The 16,293-nt window shown below is 66.3% G+C and carries 13 protein-coding genes; 5 read left to right on the top strand and 8 right to left on the bottom strand.

Translation table 11 applies throughout. The features are described from left to right. Nucleotides 1-10 precede the first annotated feature (10 nt). Both hemG and hemE read right to left on the bottom strand, forming a co-directional pair. Nucleotides 11-1,426, bottom strand: coding sequence for a protoporphyrinogen oxidase (gene hemG / locus SB749_RS18015; RefSeq protein ID WP_410711508.1), 1,416 nt, complete (start codon nucleotides 1,424-1,426; stop codon nucleotides 11-13). A gap of 4 nt (nucleotides 1,427-1,430) precedes the next feature. Continuing rightward, nucleotides 1,431-2,477, bottom strand: a complete 1,047-nt coding sequence (gene hemE / locus SB749_RS18020; RefSeq protein WP_410711509.1) for a uroporphyrinogen decarboxylase — start codon at nucleotides 2,475-2,477, stop codon at nucleotides 1,431-1,433. 168 nt (nucleotides 2,478-2,645) lie between these two features. Here hemE and SB749_RS18025 point away from each other — a divergent pair, with 168 nt between their 5' ends. Both SB749_RS18025 and SB749_RS18030 read left to right on the top strand, forming a co-directional pair. Then, nucleotides 2,646-3,260: a DUF3000 domain-containing protein gene (locus SB749_RS18025; RefSeq protein WP_173152837.1), complete on the top strand. Its 615-nt coding sequence runs from the start codon at nucleotides 2,646-2,648 to the stop codon at nucleotides 3,258-3,260. 17 nt (nucleotides 3,261-3,277) lie between these two features. After that, nucleotides 3,278-4,429 carry an HRDC domain-containing protein gene (locus SB749_RS18030; protein WP_410711510.1) on the top strand — a complete coding sequence of 384 codons (1,152 nt, stop codon included), beginning with the start codon at nucleotides 3,278-3,280 and terminating at the stop codon, nucleotides 4,427-4,429. A 60-nt stretch (nucleotides 4,430-4,489) separates the two neighbouring features. Here SB749_RS18030 and dxs read toward each other — a convergent pair whose 3' ends face one another. Together dxs and acnA are read right to left on the bottom strand one after the other, a co-directional pair. After that, nucleotides 4,490-6,430, bottom strand: a complete 1,941-nt coding sequence (gene dxs / locus SB749_RS18035) for a 1-deoxy-D-xylulose-5-phosphate synthase (RefSeq protein WP_410711511.1) — start codon at nucleotides 6,428-6,430, stop codon at nucleotides 4,490-4,492. Nucleotides 6,431-7,022: 592 nt separating this feature from the next. Continuing rightward, complete coding sequence (gene acnA / locus SB749_RS18040) at nucleotides 7,023-9,707, bottom strand: aconitate hydratase AcnA (protein ID WP_410711512.1); 2,685 nt, start codon at nucleotides 9,705-9,707, stop codon at nucleotides 7,023-7,025. A 310-nt stretch (nucleotides 9,708-10,017) separates the two neighbouring features. On the opposite strand from acnA, the gene SB749_RS18045 reads away from it, so the two are divergent. Next, on the top strand, nucleotides 10,018-10,212 hold the full coding sequence (locus SB749_RS18045) for a hypothetical protein (RefSeq protein ID WP_410711513.1): 195 nt from the start codon (nucleotides 10,018-10,020) through the stop codon (nucleotides 10,210-10,212). Nucleotides 10,213-10,251: 39 nt separating this feature from the next. Here SB749_RS18045 and SB749_RS18050 read toward each other — a convergent pair whose 3' ends face one another. Both SB749_RS18050 and SB749_RS18055 read right to left on the bottom strand, forming a co-directional pair. Further along, on the bottom strand, nucleotides 10,252-11,577 hold the full coding sequence (locus SB749_RS18050) for a class I SAM-dependent RNA methyltransferase (RefSeq protein ID WP_410711514.1): 1,326 nt from the start codon (nucleotides 11,575-11,577) through the stop codon (nucleotides 10,252-10,254). 7 nt (nucleotides 11,578-11,584) lie between these two features. After that, nucleotides 11,585-13,495: an APC family permease gene (locus SB749_RS18055; RefSeq protein ID WP_410711515.1), complete on the bottom strand. Its 1,911-nt coding sequence runs from the start codon at nucleotides 13,493-13,495 to the stop codon at nucleotides 11,585-11,587. A gap of 136 nt (nucleotides 13,496-13,631) precedes the next feature. On the opposite strand from SB749_RS18055, the gene SB749_RS18060 reads away from it, so the two are divergent. Both SB749_RS18060 and SB749_RS18065 read left to right on the top strand, forming a co-directional pair. Further along, nucleotides 13,632-14,306: a potassium channel family protein gene (locus tag SB749_RS18060; RefSeq protein ID WP_101546977.1), complete on the top strand. Its 675-nt coding sequence runs from the start codon at nucleotides 13,632-13,634 to the stop codon at nucleotides 14,304-14,306. Further along, complete coding sequence (locus SB749_RS18065; RefSeq protein WP_410711516.1) at nucleotides 14,303-14,989, top strand: potassium channel family protein; 687 nt, start codon at nucleotides 14,303-14,305, stop codon at nucleotides 14,987-14,989. Before SB749_RS18060 ends, SB749_RS18065 begins: the two co-directional genes overlap by 4 nt. Nucleotides 14,990-15,055: 66 nt before the next feature. On the opposite strand, the gene SB749_RS18070 is transcribed toward SB749_RS18065, so the two are convergent. Next, the gene (locus tag SB749_RS18070; protein WP_410711517.1) at nucleotides 15,056-15,433 is read right to left on the bottom strand and encodes a DNA-binding protein; all 378 of its coding nucleotides are present in this window, start codon (nucleotides 15,431-15,433) and stop codon (nucleotides 15,056-15,058) included. A gap of 6 nt (nucleotides 15,434-15,439) precedes the next feature. After that, nucleotides 15,440-16,288 carry a DUF3710 domain-containing protein gene (locus SB749_RS18075; RefSeq protein WP_410711518.1) on the bottom strand — a complete coding sequence of 283 codons (849 nt, stop codon included), beginning with the start codon at nucleotides 16,286-16,288 and terminating at the stop codon, nucleotides 15,440-15,442. Between the last annotated feature and the right edge of the window lie 5 nt (nucleotides 16,289-16,293).

The following is a 16,293-nucleotide window of genomic DNA, read 5'->3' on the forward strand; positions in this document are numbered from 1 at the left end:
TGTCTTCTCTTCATTCTGAGGTGTCTCGGTGGTCGTCGGCGGGTCGGTTCAGTCTCTGGGCCGCGGCGTCCGCGCGGGCGATGCAGGCGGGAATCCCGACTCCCCCGTAGGCGGATCCGGCGAGTTCGAGGCCGGGCAGGTCCGCGATCTCTGCGTCGATGGCGGCGATGCGTTCGGCATGGCCGGGCAGGTACTGCGGCAGTGCGGAGTTCCAGCGTTGGACTTCCGAGCCCAGCAGCCGCGACTCCGGGCGGGAGGTGATCGTCTGCCAGTCGGCGAAGGCGCGTTCGACGATCTCCTCATCGGACAAGCTGCTCCACACCTCGGGTCCGTCGCCGAAGCGTCCGATGCTCATCCGCACCAGGGCCGTCCCCGCGGGGATGTGGTCAGTCGTCCACGGCCATTTGTTCGACACAAAGGTCGAGGCCTTGATGAACGTGCCCTCGGTGGCGGGGATGAGAAACCCCGAACCCTTCAGTTCGACTCCCCCGAGGTCGACGAGGGCGGCGACCAAGGCGGTGGAGGCATAGGGAATCTCGCCGAGGCGGCTCGCCGATTCCGGGGCCACCGACCTCAGCAGCCCGGCAGTCACATGCGCGGGCGTAGCGAGAACGAGCCCATCGGATTCGATGTCCTCCCCCTCACCACGGACGACCCACTTCTCGCCGTCACGGTCGATCCCGGTGACACCGGCGCCGAGGCGCACCGTCCCGCCGCCCAACACGATCGCCTCGTGCAGGGCCGGGATGAGGCGGTTGATTCCGCCTTCGAAGCTCATGAACACCGGTTCCGGGTTCCCTGCCGACGCGGTCTGGGCGTCGCGGGCGGCGAGGAGCTGTGCGACGAGGTCGAGCACCGAGGTGCCCTCGACCGCGGCGGGCAGCAGCGCGGGCACCGTTTCGGCCAGGGACAGGTCCCGGCAGCGACCGGCGTAGACGCCGCCGAGCAGCGGATCGACGAGTTCGTCGACGATGGCGCCGCCAAGGCGCTCGGACAGGAAGTCCCCCAGCGAGACGTCATCACCTTCGATCGGCGGGGTGATCCGTTCGGCCGCCAAGCGAGCGGCTGCCTCGGTGCCGATGAGGGATTCGACCTCGGCCGCCTCGGCGGGCACTCCCATGATCGTCCGTTTGGGAATCGGATGCAGGTCTCCCCGGCTGAGCACCTGCGAACTGTGCTGGGTCGAGGGGAACACCGAGTCGAGGCCGAGTTCGGCGGCCAGGCTCTTGGTTTCCGGACGTCGGTTGAGGCTCGCTTCGGCTCCCGAGTCGATGCCCACCGGCACGGCACCATCGAGCGTGGTCGGCCTCAGGCAGCCGCCGAGGCGGTCGCCTGATTCCAGCACTGTGACTTGGTGCTCGGCGGAGAGACGATAGGCGGCGACGAGGCCGGAGATCCCTCCTCCGACGACGGTGATCCGAGTCATTCGATCAGTCGCGGCTGCCGAGGATCTCGGCCGAGACGCGGTGGACGAGGTCGACGACGCGTCCGGGCACCTCGGGGTCGGTGTCGGGCAGGACGCCGTGGCCGAGGTTGAAGACGAATCCGCGGTCGAGTTCGAGTCCCTTGCGCACGATCGCCTCGACGCGGGCCGACAGCGCCTCCCACGGGGCGAAGAGCAGGGCCGGGTCCAGGTTGCCCTGGAGTGCCTGACCGGGATTGACGCGAGTGGCGGCATCGGCGAGGTCGACGCGGAAGTCGACGCCGACGGTCGTCGATCCGGCCTGTGCCATGGAGCCGAGCAGCTCACCGGTCTGCACGCCGAAGTGGATGCTGGGCACGTCGTGTCCGGACAATGCGTCGAAGACTGCGGTGGAGTGTTCGAGTACGTGGTTCTCGTAGTCCTCCCGAGCGAGGTAGCCGGCCCAGGAGTCGAAGAGCTGGAAGGCCTTGGCACCGGCGTTCAGCTGCACGTCGATGAAGGTCGCCGACATCGTCGCAAGCTTGCTCAGCAGGGCCGAGAACGCCTCGGGGTCGGAGACCATGAGCGACTTCGTCTTCTCGTGGTTCTTACTCGGCCCGCCTTCGATGAGGTAGCTGGCCAGGGTGAACGGAGCACCGGCGAAGCCGATGAGCGGGGTGGCCTCGCCGAGTTCGGCGGTCACCCGCTGGATTGATTCGGCGATGTCCGGGATGTCGGCGGCGTCGAGTCCGGGCAGGGCGTCGATATCGGCGCGGGAGCGCACCGGGGAGGCGATGACCGGGCCGACGCCGGGAACGATCTCCACCTCGACTCCGGCGGCCTGGAGCGGGACGACGATATCGGAGAAGAAGATGGCCGCGTCGACGCCGTGGCGGCGGACCGGCTGGAGGGTGATCTCGGAGACCATCTCGGGGTCGCGGCAGGCATCGAGCATCTGAGTGCCTTCGCGCAGCTTGCGGTACTCAGGCAGGGAGCGGCCGGCCTGCCGCATGAACCAGACGGGAGTGTGCGAAACCGGCTCCGAACGCAGGGCAGCCAACAGGGGTGATGTCATGGGGCCATCTTCCCATTCTTCGATCGCTCATGCCCACTCGTCGTCGGTTTCAAGACGGGCCGTCTTGCCGTCTCAGCATCCGGCCGAGGACACGATCCGACGGATTGTCCGGGGCCGCCTCGGCGTGGATGATTCCTCTGTCCCCGCGGCTGATCTATCGTGGCAATTGTGGTCAACACCTCACCTCTCAATCGCATTCCGGCGGAGTTCTCCGCCGTGACGTCGGTGCTGCGTCAGGCGCGCAGCACGAACAACGTGTCGATTTCCGAGATTCCCGCCCCGGCCCGTCTGGCGCCCTACTCCTATGCGCTCGGGGCCGAGGTCAGCGCCGATGAGACGTTTCTGCGGGCCAGCGGCGAGGCCATCGACGAGCTCGCCACCGGCCGCATCGTCGTCCTCTTCGATCCCGCCGCCCCCGAGGAATGGGAGGGGTCGTTCCGGGTGGTCTCCTATATCCGGGCCGAACTCGAACACGAACTCGGCAATGAGACGATGCTCGGGCATGTGGCATGGAGCTGGCTCGAGGATGCCCTCGATGCCAACGACTGCCAGGTGCTCGCCGCCGGCGGGACGACCACACGGGTGCTGTCCGAGAGCTTCGGCACCTTGGCCGATCGCCCGGCCACGATAGACTTGGAGCTGCGCGCCTCGTGGACACCCGTGATTGACGAGCCGGATCTGATCGGCAATCACTTCGAGGCCTGGATCGATCTGCTCAGCACAGTCGCCGGACTGCCACCACTTCCTGAAGGAGTCACAGCCCTGCCCGGGCGCCGTCGATGACAACTGAACTACCGCTTTTGGAAACACCCGCGAACGGCATCCCCGACGTCGTCGACACACCAGAGGACCTCTCCACCTCGATCGCCAGTCTGGCCGCCGCCCAGGGTCCGATCGCCATCGACGCCGAACGCGCTTCCGGCATCAGATACGGGCAGCGCGCCTTCCTCGTCCAGCTGCGACGTGAAGGGGCGGGCACCTTCCTCCTCGATTCCGAGACGCTCGGTGACCTCAGCGACCTCAACCCGGCTCTCGGCTCCGACGAGTGGGTCATCCATTCAGTGACGCAGGACCTGCCGTGCCTGCAGGAGCGCGGAATGCGCCCGGCCGCTCTGTTCGACACCGAGCTGGCCGCCAGGCTGCTCGGGTGGGAGAAGTTCGGCCTGGCCGCGGTCGCCGAACGCACCCTCGGGGTGCGTCTGGCGAAAGAGCATTCGGCCGCCGACTGGTCGACGCGTCCGCTGCCGAAGGAGTGGCTGAACTATGCCGCCCTCGATGTCGAAGTGCTCCTGCCGATCCGCGATATCCTCCACCAGCAGCTTCTCGACTTGGACCGGTGGGAATTTGCACAGCAGGAGTTCGCGCACCTGCTCGACTTCACCCCGAAGCATTTCGATGAGCCGTGGCGACGCACGCATGGACTCTCGAAGATCAGGTCCCGCCGCGACATCGCCCGAGTCCGCGAGCTCTGGCAGGCGCGGGATTCCATGGCCCGTGAAGCCGATCTGGCACCCGCGAAGATCCTGCGCGATCGTGAGCTCGTCGCCCTCGCCCAGTCCGGTGTGAAGTCCAGCGATGACATCCTGGCGCAGTGGCGCCGGCTCTCCCGCGCCGAGGCGGCCCGGCTCTTCCGTGCCTACCGCAAGGCCTCCCGGTTGGGTGCCGAAGAGCTGCCGGGACGGTTCGAACGCGGACGGTCGAAGCGCAGCGCGTTCAACCCGGCGGAGCTCAAGGAGCGGGTGGCGGCGCTCAAGGCCGCAATGTCGGAGCTCTCCGACGAGCTGACGATCCCCCATGATGTGCTCCTCCAGCCGGCGATTGTGAAGTCGCTGTCTGCGGAGTCGAGCGTCGATGTCGAGGGCTACCTCGCCGAGGCGGGAGCCCGACCGTGGCAGATCGAGCTCAGCGCCCCTGTGCTGAAGAAGACCCTGGCCGGACTCCCCCAGGCCTGAACTCACGCTCAAGTCCCAAGGGTCGAACTTCTGTCCTCCGTCGCCCCTGTGAGCCCGAACTCACACCGCGCGGCGGGAACTCTGATCGGCTCGATCGGCCACCTCGGTGGGCAGGGTTCTGAGGATTTCGGACACGATCGTGTCGACGTCGAGGCCCACCTCGGCGAGGATCTCTTTACGCGTCCCCTGCGGCAGGAACTCGTCGGGCACGCCGAGTTCGAGCACTCCGATCCGCGAATCAGCTTCGCGCAGGTCGGAGCGGATCTGTGAACCGACACCGCCGATCTTCACCCCGTCTTCGATGACGGCCACGAGGCTGTGGTCGGTCGCGAGGTCGATGACGGATGCGGGCACGGGCAGCACCCATCTGGGATCGATGATCGTGGACCTCAGCCCCTGCTCTGCCAGGCGGTCGGCGACGTCACCGGCCAATGAGGCGAAGGGTCCGACGGAGACGATGAGCACATCGGACTTCGACCCGGTCGGCCCTTCACGGAGGATGTCGACGCCGTCGTCGAGCCGCCTCAGCGCCGGGATGTCGGCCCCGACGCCGCCGCGTGGAAATCTCACCACGGTCGGGACGTCGCTGACGTCCGTGGCTTCGCGCAGCTCTTCGGTCAGCCGTGCGGCGTCGCGAGGTGCGGCCAGGCGCAGTCCGGGGACGACGCGCAGCATCGCGATGTCCCAGATTCCGTGGTGGCTGGCTCCGTCGGGGCCGGTGATGCCAGCGCGGTCGAGGACGAAGGTCACCCCTTGGCGATGGAGGGCGACGTCCATGAGCACTTGGTCGAAGGCGCGGGAGAGGAACGTGGAGTAGATGCACACGACGGGATGGAGCCCGCCGTAGGACAGTCCGGCAGCTGAGGCGACCGCATGCTGTTCGGCGATGCCGACGTCGTAGACCCGGTCGGGGAACTCTTCGGCGAATTTCGCCAGTCCGACGGGCAGGAGCATGGCGGCGGTGATGGCGACGATGTCCTCGCGCTCTTCGGCGAGTTCGCAGATCTCGGTGCCGAAGACGGAGGTCCATGATGTCGATTTCGAGGGTGTCGACCTCCCGGTGACGGGGTCGATGACGCCGACGGAGTGGAACTGGTCGGCTTCATCGTTGACGGCCGGGTCGTATCCGTGGCCCTTCTGGGTGATCATGTGGACGATGATGGGGCCGCCGTCGAACTGTTTGGCCAGCTGCAGGGCTTTTTCAACCGAGGGCAGATCGTGTCCGTCGACAGGTCCTAAGTATTTGATGCCGAGTTCGTCGAACATTCCGGTCTCGGGCGGGCTGACCATGTCCTTGAGTCCGCGTTTGACGCCGTGGATGGCGCTGTAGGCGGCGCGACCGGGGCGACCGGATTGGCGCAGAGTCTCTTTACCCCAGCTCAGGAGCTTCTCGTAGCTCGTGGTGGTGCGCAGTTCGTCGAGGTGGGCGGCGAATCCGCCGACGGTCGGGGCGTAGGAGCGGCCGTTGTCATTGACGACGATGATTAGCCGCCTCGGCGGGGTGGAAGTGTCGGCAGCGATGGTGTTGAGCGCTTCCCAAGCCATTCCTCCGGTCAGGGCTCCGTCGCCGATGACGGCGACGACGTGGCGGTCTCGCTCACCGGTGAGCTGGCGAGCCTTGGCGATGCCGTCGGCCCAGGACAGGGAGGCCGAGGCGTGGGAGTTCTCGACGACGTCGTGCTCGCTCTCGGACCGGCTCGGGTAGCCGGAGAGGCCGTCGCGCTGCCGCAGGGTGGAGAACTCCTCGCGGCGGCCGGTGAGCAGTTTGTGCACATACGTCTGGTGGCCGACGTCGAAGATGATGGTGTCGCGCGGTGAGTCGAAGATGCGGTGGAGGCCCATCGTCAGTTCGACGACGCCGAGGTTGGGGCCCAGATGTCCGCCTGTGCCGGACACGGTCGTGATGAGGTAGTCACGGATCTCTTTGGCCAGCACTTCGCATTCCGATGCGTCGAGTCGACGCAGATCGGCAGGCGAGCCGAGGGATTCGAGAAAGGTCATGCGGCCTCAGTTCTGACGACATCGTTGGCGGACAGATTCCATCCGCCCCATCCTATCGCTCACCGATGCGTCCCTCACCTCTCGCGGCATATCTCCGCGCTGCAGTACCCCTCAGCCTTCTCGCTGCACCGCCTCGGCGCCGGCAATTCGCACCATTGCGAGCGCACCCCTCACCGTTCGTGGCACACCACCCCGTTGCAGCACGGTGTTGAGTGACTGCCGATGAGTGATGGTCGCATTCGCGCCCACCCCCACCCACGCCGAGGCGGCCGACCACCAGCGCACGGATTCCCGCGGACGCGCTCACGCTCCCTGACAATCCCGCACGACAGCGACCGTCCCTCACCCTTCGCCGCACAGCGCACCGCTGCAACGAGGCGTTGTGGCACGAGCGGTGACGGATGCCGAACTGCATGGAGGACGTGACACGAACGGTGAGGGATGCTCGATCAACGGCATCGTCACACGCGTCCAGATACGACGAAGGCCGGTGGGAAGAATCCCACCGGCCTTCGAAGTGTCCCGGTTCAGCGCCTCAGCCCGAACCGACTACCGCGAGTCGGAGACTCACGGCGTCTCAGCACGTCTGCGATCAGGCTTCTGCGAGCTGACGCAGAACGTACTGCAGGATGCCGCCGTTGCGGTAGTAGTCGGCTTCACCCGGTGTGTCGATGCGGACGACGGCGTCGAATTCGACCTTCGTGCCGTCTTCCTTCTCGGCGGTGACCTTGACGGTCGCCGGGGTCTTGCCCTCGTTGAGCTCCGTGACGCCTTCGATGGAGAAGGTCTCGGTGCCGTCGAGTCCGAGCGAATCAGCGGATTCGCCGGCGGGGAACTGCAGCGGCAGGACGCCCATGCCGATGAGGTTCGAGCGGTGGATGCGCTCGAAGCTCTCGGTGATGACGGCCTCGACGCCGAGCAGCTTGGTGCCCTTGGCAGCCCAGTCACGCGAGGATCCCGAACCGTATTCCTTGCCACCGAGGACGACCAGCGGGGTGCCGGCGGCCGCGTAGTTCACGGAGGCATCGTAGATCGTCGTCTGCGGTCCGCCCTCCTGCGAGAAGTCGCGGGTGAAGCCACCCTGGACTCCGTCGAGGAGCTGGTTCTGCAGACGGATGTTCGCGAAGGTTCCGCGAATCATGACTTCGTGGTTGCCGCGGCGCGAGCCGTAGGAGTTGAAGTCCTTGCGCTCGACACCGTGCTCGACGAGGTACTTGCCGGCCGGGGTGTCGGCTTTGAAGGAACCTGCGGGCGAGATGTGGTCGGTGGTCACCGAGTCGCCGAGCTTCGCGAGCACGCGGGCACCCTTGATGTCCTTGACGGCTTCAGGCTTGAGACCCATGCCGTCGAAGAAGGTGGGCTTGCGCACGTAGGTCGACTCGTCGTCCCACTCGAAGACCTTGCCTTCGGGGGTGTCGAGCTGCTGCCAGCGCTCGTCACCGTCGAAGATGCGACCGTATTCGTTGTCGAACATATCGGTCGAGATCGACGAGGCGATGACTGACTCAACCTCTTCAGGCGAGGGCCACAGGTCGGCCAGGTAGACGTCGACGCCTTGCGAGTCCTTGCCCAGGGGCTGGTTCTCGAAGTCGAAGTCCATGGTGCCGGCCAGCGCGTAGGCGATGACCAGCGGAGGCGAAGCGAGGTAGTTCATCTTCACGTCCGGGCTGATGCGGCCCTCGAAGTTGCGGTTGCCCGACAGGACTGCGGTGACCGAGAGGTCGTTGTCCTGGATGCTGTTCGAGATCTCCGCATCCAGCGGACCGGAGTTGCCGATGCAGGTGGTGCAGCCGTAGCCGACGATGTAGAAGTTCAGCGCTTCGAGGTCCTCGATGAGGCCGGCCTTGTTGTAGTACTCGGTGACGACCTTCGAACCCGGTGCGATCGAGGTCTTGACCCACGGCTTCGAGTTGAGTCCGCGCTTGCGGGCATTGCGTGCCAGCAGGCCCGCGGCCATCATCACCGAGGGGTTCGAGGTGTTGGTGCAGGAGGTGATCGAAGCGATCGCCACGGCACCGTTGGCCAGCTCGAAGTTGCGTCCGTCGGCGGTGCTGACGTCCACGGACTTCGACTCCTCGCCGGGAGCGGCGTAGTTGTGGATGTCCTTGGCGAACTGGCTCTTGGCGTCGGAGAGCTCGATGCGGTCCTGCGGGCGCTTCGGTCCGGAGATCGAGGGCACCACGGTGGACAGGTCGAGTTCGAGGTACTCGGAGTACTCGACTTCGTTCTCCGGATCGTGCCAGAGTCCCTGCGTCTTGGCGTAGTCCTCGACGAGCTGGATCTGCTCTTCCGAGCGGCCGGTGAGCTTGAGGTAGTCGATGGTGACTTCGTCGATCGGGAAGATCGCGGCGGTCGAACCGAACTCGGGGCTCATGTTGCCGATGGTGGCGCGGTTGGCCAGCGGCACCTCGGCGACGCCCTTGCCGTAGAACTCGACGAACTTGCCGACCGCTCCGTGCTGGCGGAGCATATCGGTGATCGTGAGGACGACGTCCGTGGCCGTCACACCGGAGGGGATCTCACCGGTGAGCTTGAAGCCGACGACGCGCGGGATGAGCATCGACACGGGCTGGCCGAGCATGGCGGCCTCTGCCTCGATGCCGCCGACGCCCCAACCGAGCACACCGAGGCCGTTGACCATCGTGGTGTGCGAGTCGGTGCCGACCAGGGTGTCCGGGTAGGCCCGGAGGACTCCGTCGACCTCGCGCGGCATGACCACGCGAGCCAGGTGCTCGATGTTGACCTGGTGGACGATGCCCATGCCCGGAGGCACGACCTTGAAGTCTTCGAATGCGGTCTGGCCCCAGCGCAGGAACTGGTAGCGCTCACCGTTGCGCTGGTATTCGATGTCCATGTTGAGTTCGACGGCATCGGCGGTGCCGAAGCGGTCGATCTGCACCGAGTGGTCGATGACCAGCTCGGCCGGAGCCAGCGGGTTGACCTGATCCGGGCTGCCACCGAGCTCGACGACCTTCTCACGCATGGTGGCGAGGTCCACGATGCAGGGCACACCGGTGAAGTCCTGCATCACCACGCGGGCCGGGGTGAACTGGATCTCCGTATCGGGTTCGGCATTGGGGTCCCAGCTGCCGAGGGCTTCAATATGTTCCGAAGTGATGTTTGCGCCGTCTTCCGTGCGCAGCAGGTTCTCCAACAGCACCTTGAGGCTGAAGGGAAGCTTCTCCGACCCTTTGACCTGATCCAGGCGATAGATCTCATAATCCTTATCGCCCACGGTCAGGGTGCTCTTCGATTTGAACGTATCGACGTTGCTCATCGTGATTCTCCTGTTTCATCCGACACTCATCCAAGAAACCGGGCCCGCCCGACTCGGCGGTCGGACCCTTGCATCACGCACCGATTTACGCGACACATATGTTTCCAAAAGTATCTTGACGTCAAGATAAATTCTATCGCATTTGAGGGGCTTTGACCACCATGGCACACGGAGGTGCGAAACCCTGCGATCGGGTTTTCCGCAGGCCCTCGTGCGGTCATCACCAGGGCCACGGCCGGGCCTCACGGCCTAGCGTGGACAGCACACTCAAAGCAGCAGCGCACTCGCCTGCCATCCCCGAGGAGATCCCATGGACCCGTTCACCCTAGGCGCCGGATTCGGCTTCGGCGCACTGCTCGTCGGCATTATCTTCGCCGTCGTCTGCAGCTCATTCGCAAAGGAGAAGGGCCGGTCGGGCGGCTGGTGGGGACTGTGGGGCTTCCTCACGACGTTCATCGCCCTCATCGCCCTCGCCCTCCTCCCCCGCCGCTCGGTCGCCGCCTGAGGACACCGCCTCAAGTCGCCGCCTGAGGCCGCAGATCGGTCACCGCCTGAGGACTGTCACGGTCTCCAGGTGCGAGGTCAGCGGGAAGAGGTCGAAGCCGGTGAGGCTCTCGATCGCGAATCCCCCGCCCGTGAGCGCCGCGAGGTCACGAGCCAGCGTGGCCGGGTCACAGGACACGTAGACCAGGGTGCGCGCCGCTGATTCGATGATCGCCGAGGTGGCTTTCCTCCCGGCGCCCGCCCGTGGCGGGTCGAGGATGATGACGTCCGAATCGGGCAGTCGGGCCCGATCGACGCTGAGAGCGAGGAACCGGGCCTCGAGATCGGCGGCATTGTCACGAGCGTGAGCAATGGCTGCCTCCACTCCTTCGACCCCGAACAGAGGCGCTCCGGTGGCCCGGGCGGCAGTGATGCCGAGGAGCCCGACCCCGCAGTAGAGGTCCGTGATCGCCTCGGCATCTCCAGGCAGTGCTGTGACGACCTCCGAGCTGAGCAGTGCGGCCGCATCCCGGTGGACCTGCCAGAAGCCGTCGGCGCCGACGGTGAAGTCACGGCCGTCGACCGTTTCGGTCAGGGTGCGGTCTCCGCGGACCACGCGCAGGGTGGGAGCGGGCGCATGAGCGCGACCGCGCCCGCGGGAACGACCACCGCGGCCACGACCATGACGCTGCTCCGGTCCGGCCGCCTCGGCGAGGAGGGAGAACGACGCCGGCAGCCAGGACTCGATCTCATCGAGAACCTGCGCGCTGGGCCGACCACGGACGATGAGCGCACCATGGTCGCCGGCCCACGCGAATTCGAGTCGGCGGACTCCCGGCACATGCAGTGTCGTCATGTCGAGGTCGCGCACGGGCCCGGCGGCCAGAGGGGGCGTAGTCACGGGGATGACCTCGTGTGATCTGGGGGCGAGCATTCCGGCGCGGCCCTCATCGTCGACGGCCAGCTGCACGCGCGTGCGCCAGTCCGTGCCGTCCGTCTCGCCCGGCGCGGGCAGCACCTCGGCCGCGCAGTCGAGATGTCCGATGCGCTGCAGCTGGTCGCCCAGCACCTCGGCCTTGAGCGTGCGGGAGTGGGCGAGGTCGACGTGGGCGAATTCCATTCCGCCGAACCCAGCCGAACCGGTGGATACATAGTCGAGGCGACGATCGGGGACGCGGTGAGCCGAGGCCTCGATCACCTCGGTGACGGCGGCACGCAGGAACCGGGCGGGCGGTCCTGCCTCGGTGCGGACTCGGACCTTCTCACCGGGCAGGGCCCCGGAGACGAAGACGACCTGACCGTCGTGTCGGGCGATGGAGGTGCCGCCGGCCGCCGGTGCCTCGATGTCGAGGGTGAGTTCCTGGGCGGGGACCGAAGTGTCGCTCATGGGTGTTCTAGGCCTGTCTGTACAGCGAGGTGTCGGAATCGGGTCCGTCTCCGCCGTACTGTCGCGAGAAGGATTTCAGTCGCCAGGGCACGGAGACCACGACGACATTGGGCACCAGCAGCAGTCGGGTGCGCAGTTTGAGTGCCACCTGGTTGTGCAGGATGTGCTCCCACCAGCGACCGACGACGAACTGCGGAATGTAGACGATGACGAGGTCCCGGGGCGACCTGCGGCGGATGGCGAGGATATGGGCGAGCATCGGGCGGACGAGTTCGCGGTACGGCGAGCCGAGCACGGTCAGAGGCACCGGCAGCTCCATCTCGTTCCACCGTTTCTGCAGAGCGGCCGCAGCCTCTTCGTCCACGGCCACGGTGACGGCTTCGAGCTGACTCGATCGGGTCACCCGGGCGTAGGAGAGGGCACGCATCGTCGGTTTGTCGATTTCGCTGACGACGACGATGGCGTGGGTGTTCGACGGGATCGTCCGTGAGTTCACGTCCGCGTCGGGGGCGAGCTCGCGGGCCACGCGCGAATAGTGGCGGTGGATGGCGCCCATGACGAGGTAGAGACCGGCCATGGCTGCGACGGCCAGCCAGGCGCCGGCGAGGAACTTCGAGACGATGACGACGATGAGGACGCCGGCGGCGAGCACGCAGCCGACGGCGTTGACGACCCGATTGAAGTGCATCCGCATCCGGGCCTTCGAATCGATGACCAGACGCAGTCGTTTGCGCCAATGCAGGACCATTCCCGCTTGGCCGAGGACGAAGCTGGCGAAGACCCCGACGAGGTAGAGCTGGATGAGCACCGTCGCCGAGGCGGATGTGGCGATGACGAGGACGATCGCCGCCGCGGCCAGCAGCAGGATGCCGTTGGAGAAGGTGAGTCGGTCGCCCTTCGTCGCCAGCTGCCGCGGCAGGAATTCGTCGCGGGCCAGCCGTGAGGCCAGTCCGGGGAAGCCTTCGACCGCGGTGTTCGCAGCGGCGATGAGCACGAGCGCGGTGATGAGGACGACGATGAAGAACATCGCAGGCGCATTGTCGAAGATCGCGTGCGCCAGCTGCGCGAGTACGGGTTCCTGTTCGTATTCGGCGCTGACCGGGCTGCCGTCGCCGCGGACGAGATAGAGATGCGGGTCGTCGACGTATTTGATTCCGGTGACCGACGCCAGATAGGTCAGCCCCGTGAGCATGAGGGCGGCGAGCAGGCCTGAGAGCAGCAGGGTGTTGCCGGCGTTCTTGCCGCGCGGCTTCTTGAACGCCGGAACCGCCGTGGCCACGGTCTGCACACCGGCCAGTGCGACGGCTCCGGAGGAGAACGCGCGCAGGACGATGAGCACGGTGGCCAGGCCGAGCGTCGCCTGATCGCCGATGTTGCTGTGCACGACCGTGTAGTCGGCGGTCTGGGCGTGCGGGGTGTCACCGAGCCCGACGCGGATGAGACCGACCGACATCGTGAGGAACACGGCACCGAGGAACAGGTAGGTCGGCACGGCCAGCAGCATCGGAGTGGCCCGGGAACCGCGCAGACCGGCGAAGCAGATGAGCAGGATGCCGACGATGGCCACGGGCACACGGTAGGGCGCGAGTGCCGGGAACGCCGTCGTGATGTAGGCGGCGAAGACCGTCATCGACACGGCCAGGGTGAGCACATAGTCGACGAGGAGGGCCGCAGCCACGATGAGCCCGGCACCGGAGCCGAGGTTCTTCGAGGCCACCTCGTAGTCACCGCCGCCGGAGGGGTACGCCTTGACGTTGATGCGGTAGCAGGCGACGATCACGAGGATGACGATGCCGACGGCCACGCCGATCCAGGGGGCGACGGTCAGGGCCACAAGTGAGGTCAGTGACAGTGCCAGCAGGATCTCATCGGGGGCGTAGGCCACCGAGGAGAGCATGTCGGAGGCGAAGACGGGCATCGCGATGCGCTTCTTCAGCGCAGGCGCACGCCTGTCCTCACTGCGGAAGGGCCGTCCAACGAGTAGTCTTTTGACGGCATCAGAAAAACTGCTGGCCACGGCAACCAATGGTAGATCACTGCGGGAAGGATTACCCATGCACTTCGTGATTATGGGCTGCGGTCGAGTCGGGGCCTCCCTGGCCAAAGCCCTTGATGCGAATGGGCACTCCGTCGCCGTCGTCGACCGGGACCCCGACGCATTCCTCAAGCTCGGTCGGGATTTCAGCGGTTCGACGATCACCGGGGTCGGTTTCGACCGCGAGACCCTGTCCCAGGCGAAGACCGCCGAGGCCTTCGCCTTCGCCGCCGTCTCCAGCGGTGACAATTCGAATATCCTCGCCGCGCGTGTCGCTCGTGAGACCTTCGGGGTGAGCAATGTCGCCGCACGCATCTACGATCCCGACCGTGCGCAGGTCTTCGAACGTCTCGGCATCCCCACCGTGCCCACCGTGCGGTGGACGGCCGAGCAGGTGATGCGCAAGCTCGTCCCGCAGGGGTCGATCACCGAATACCGTGAGCCCTCCGGCAACCTCGTCCTGGCGGAGGTGCATCTGGATCCTGGCTGGGTGGCCCGTCCGATCAAGGAGATCGAAACACGAACCAAGGCTCGGGTCGCCTATGTCACCCGCCTGTCCGAGGGCATCGTCGCCCACGACGATCTGCTCCTCCAGGACGGGGACCTCGTCCACCTCATGGCTCCGGTCGACCGCCTCGGCGAGATCGAACGGATCCTCGATCAGCCCGTGCGAACCGTGGAGGAAGAAGAATGAGGGTCATCATCGCCGGAGCCGGTTCCGTCGGACGTTCGGTGGCCAGGGAGCTGCTGGACAAGGACCATTCGGTCCTGCTCATCGACCAGAGCAAGGAAGCGCTGGGACATGAGCGCATTCCGGGCGCGGAATGGCTGCTCTCCGATGCGTGTGAGCTCGCCGGTCTCGCCGAAGCAGGGTTGGAGGAGGCCGATGTCGTCGTGGCCGCGACGGGAGATGACAAGACCAATCTGGTGCTCTCCCTGTTGGCGAAGACCGAGTTCGGGGTGCCGCGGACCGTCTCGCGCGTGAACAATCCGAAGAACGAATGGCTCTTCGACGACAATTGGGGCGTCGATGTCGCCGTCTCCACTCCGCGTCTGATGACCGCGCTCGTCGAGGAGGCCGTCGAGGTCGGCGGTCTGGTCCACCTCATGAGCTTCGAACGCGGGCAGGCGGGACTGCTCGAGTTCACCGTGCACGAGAACGCCGAGCTCGTGGCCGAGCGCGTCGGTGGGATCACTTTCCCGCTCGACACGGTGCTGGTGGCGATCATCCGCAATTCGCGGGCGTTCGCTCCGAGCGCTGATGATGTCATCGAGGCCGGGGACGAGCTGTTCTTCCTCTCCTCCCCCGATCAGGAACCCGCGCTGCTCGCGCTGCTGCAGGAGACCGCGAGGACAGGCGAGAACGGCGAGAGCTGAGAGCTGGTCGTCTGCGACCGAGATCGACAGCTCCGCGGCCGGCGGCTGCCCACCCCCTTGCGCCGGTCAGTCGTCGGAGTCGTCGCGCGTCTGCAGGAGTTCGTAGACGGGGTTGTGTGCTGTGAGCACCCCGTCCTTGCCGCAGAACCGTCCTTCCAAGACGATAAGGGATCCGGGACGGACGCCGCTGATCTCTCGGCGTCCGAGGAATTGGGCACGGGCTTCGCCGGTGCCGTCGGCGACGGTGATGTCGAGCCTGGGGCTGTCCGCGCTGCACGACTGAGTGGTCGCTGAGACGACTCCGGCGATGCGTGAGGTCTTTCGCGCCTCTAGCTCTTCGACCGGAATGACCCCGGGGATCTGGCTGACCAGTCGCAGGTCGGCCCGGGCCTCGGCCTCACGGGATCCGAAGTCGCGCACGAGGCGAGGGATGAGGTTCCGCATCAGCGCTCAGCGGACCTCTGTGATCTCGGGGCCGCGTTCGAAGGGGTTGAGCTCGTCCTCGTCCTTCTTCTCCTCTGCCTCGTCCTGGTCGACCTGCGGTGCGGTCAGTGCGATGAGCTCGCGGGGAGCCATCGCTTCCTCACCGCGGTCGACGACGACTCCGCGGAAGAGCGCGGAGAGTTCGGCTCGCACTTCGTCATCGGTCACGGCCTTGCCGGAGAACACTGCGCGGACGAACCAGCGAGGTCCGTCGATGCCGGCGAAGCGCATGGCGCGTTTGCCGGGGCGGCCGGATTCCGTCTTCGCCGGAACCTCGATGGCCAGTTCCTTGCCGAGAGAAGTGTGCAGCTCGGTCGATTCCCCACCCTGTTTGGTCACGGATTCGGCGAGCTGACCGCGCACCGTGTTCCACAGGCCCTCGGAGCGTGGTGTCGCGAACGCCTGCAGCTGGATGCCTCCACCATCGTGGATGAGGGTGACGGCCAGCACGCGCTGCGAATCGTCGTCCGTGTCCAGGCGCACCTGCATGCCGTCGACGACGGGCACCTTGAGCGCACCGAGGTCGAGACGGTCATGCTCCGGATACTCTTCCGAGATGTCGAAGGGGCCCTTCTCGGACCGGTCGAAGGGTGCGGACTTCTCCAGCAGCGCTTCTTCCTCGTCGATGTCGTCATCGGTCTCGGCCGCCTCTGCGGACTCGGCCTCGTCAGCATCGGCGTCGTCGTCTGCACGATCGGCCGCCTCGGTGTCGGTGTCCTGAGCGTCGACCTCATCGTCGTCGGTGAGTTCGTCGTCGGCGCGGACGTCGTCATCGGTCGTCGGTGTGGATTTCTTGAACCGGGAGAACAGTCCCATGAGTC

The sequence above is a fragment of the Brevibacterium sp. SIMBA_078 genome, assembly GCF_046534565.1.
Lineage (GTDB): Bacteria > Actinomycetota > Actinomycetes > Actinomycetales > Brevibacteriaceae > Brevibacterium.

What these genes read in the sequence shown, in the direction of transcription:
- dxs (WP_410711511.1), bottom strand. Translation starts at nt 6,430, where the DNA reads ATGACCTTTCTCGAATCCCTCGGCTCGCCTGCCGATCTGCGTCGACTC.
- SB749_RS18070 (WP_410711517.1), bottom strand. Translation starts at nt 15,433, where the DNA reads ATGCGGAACCTCATCCCTCGCCTCGTGCGCGACTTCGGATCCCGTGAG.
- SB749_RS18045 (WP_410711513.1), top strand. Translation starts at nt 10,018, where the DNA reads ATGGACCCGTTCACCCTAGGCGCCGGATTCGGCTTCGGCGCACTGCTC.
- SB749_RS18075 (WP_410711518.1), bottom strand. Translation starts at nt 16,288, where the DNA reads ATGGGACTGTTCTCCCGGTTCAAGAAATCCACACCGACGACCGATGAC.
- hemE (WP_410711509.1), bottom strand. Translation starts at nt 2,477, where the DNA reads ATGACATCACCCCTGTTGGCTGCCCTGCGTTCGGAGCCGGTTTCGCAC.
- SB749_RS18055 (WP_410711515.1), bottom strand. Translation starts at nt 13,495, where the DNA reads ATGCCCGTCTTCGCCTCCGACATGCTCTCCTCGGTGGCCTACGCCCCC.
- acnA (WP_410711512.1), bottom strand. Translation starts at nt 9,707, where the DNA reads ATGAGCAACGTCGATACGTTCAAATCGAAGAGCACCCTGACCGTGGGC.
- SB749_RS18050 (WP_410711514.1), bottom strand. Translation starts at nt 11,577, where the DNA reads ATGAGCGACACTTCGGTCCCCGCCCAGGAACTCACCCTCGACATCGAG.
- SB749_RS18065 (WP_410711516.1), top strand. Translation starts at nt 14,303, where the DNA reads ATGAGGGTCATCATCGCCGGAGCCGGTTCCGTCGGACGTTCGGTGGCC.
- SB749_RS18060 (WP_101546977.1), top strand. Translation starts at nt 13,632, where the DNA reads ATGCACTTCGTGATTATGGGCTGCGGTCGAGTCGGGGCCTCCCTGGCC.
- hemG (WP_410711508.1), bottom strand. Translation starts at nt 1,426, where the DNA reads ATGACTCGGATCACCGTCGTCGGAGGAGGGATCTCCGGCCTCGTCGCC.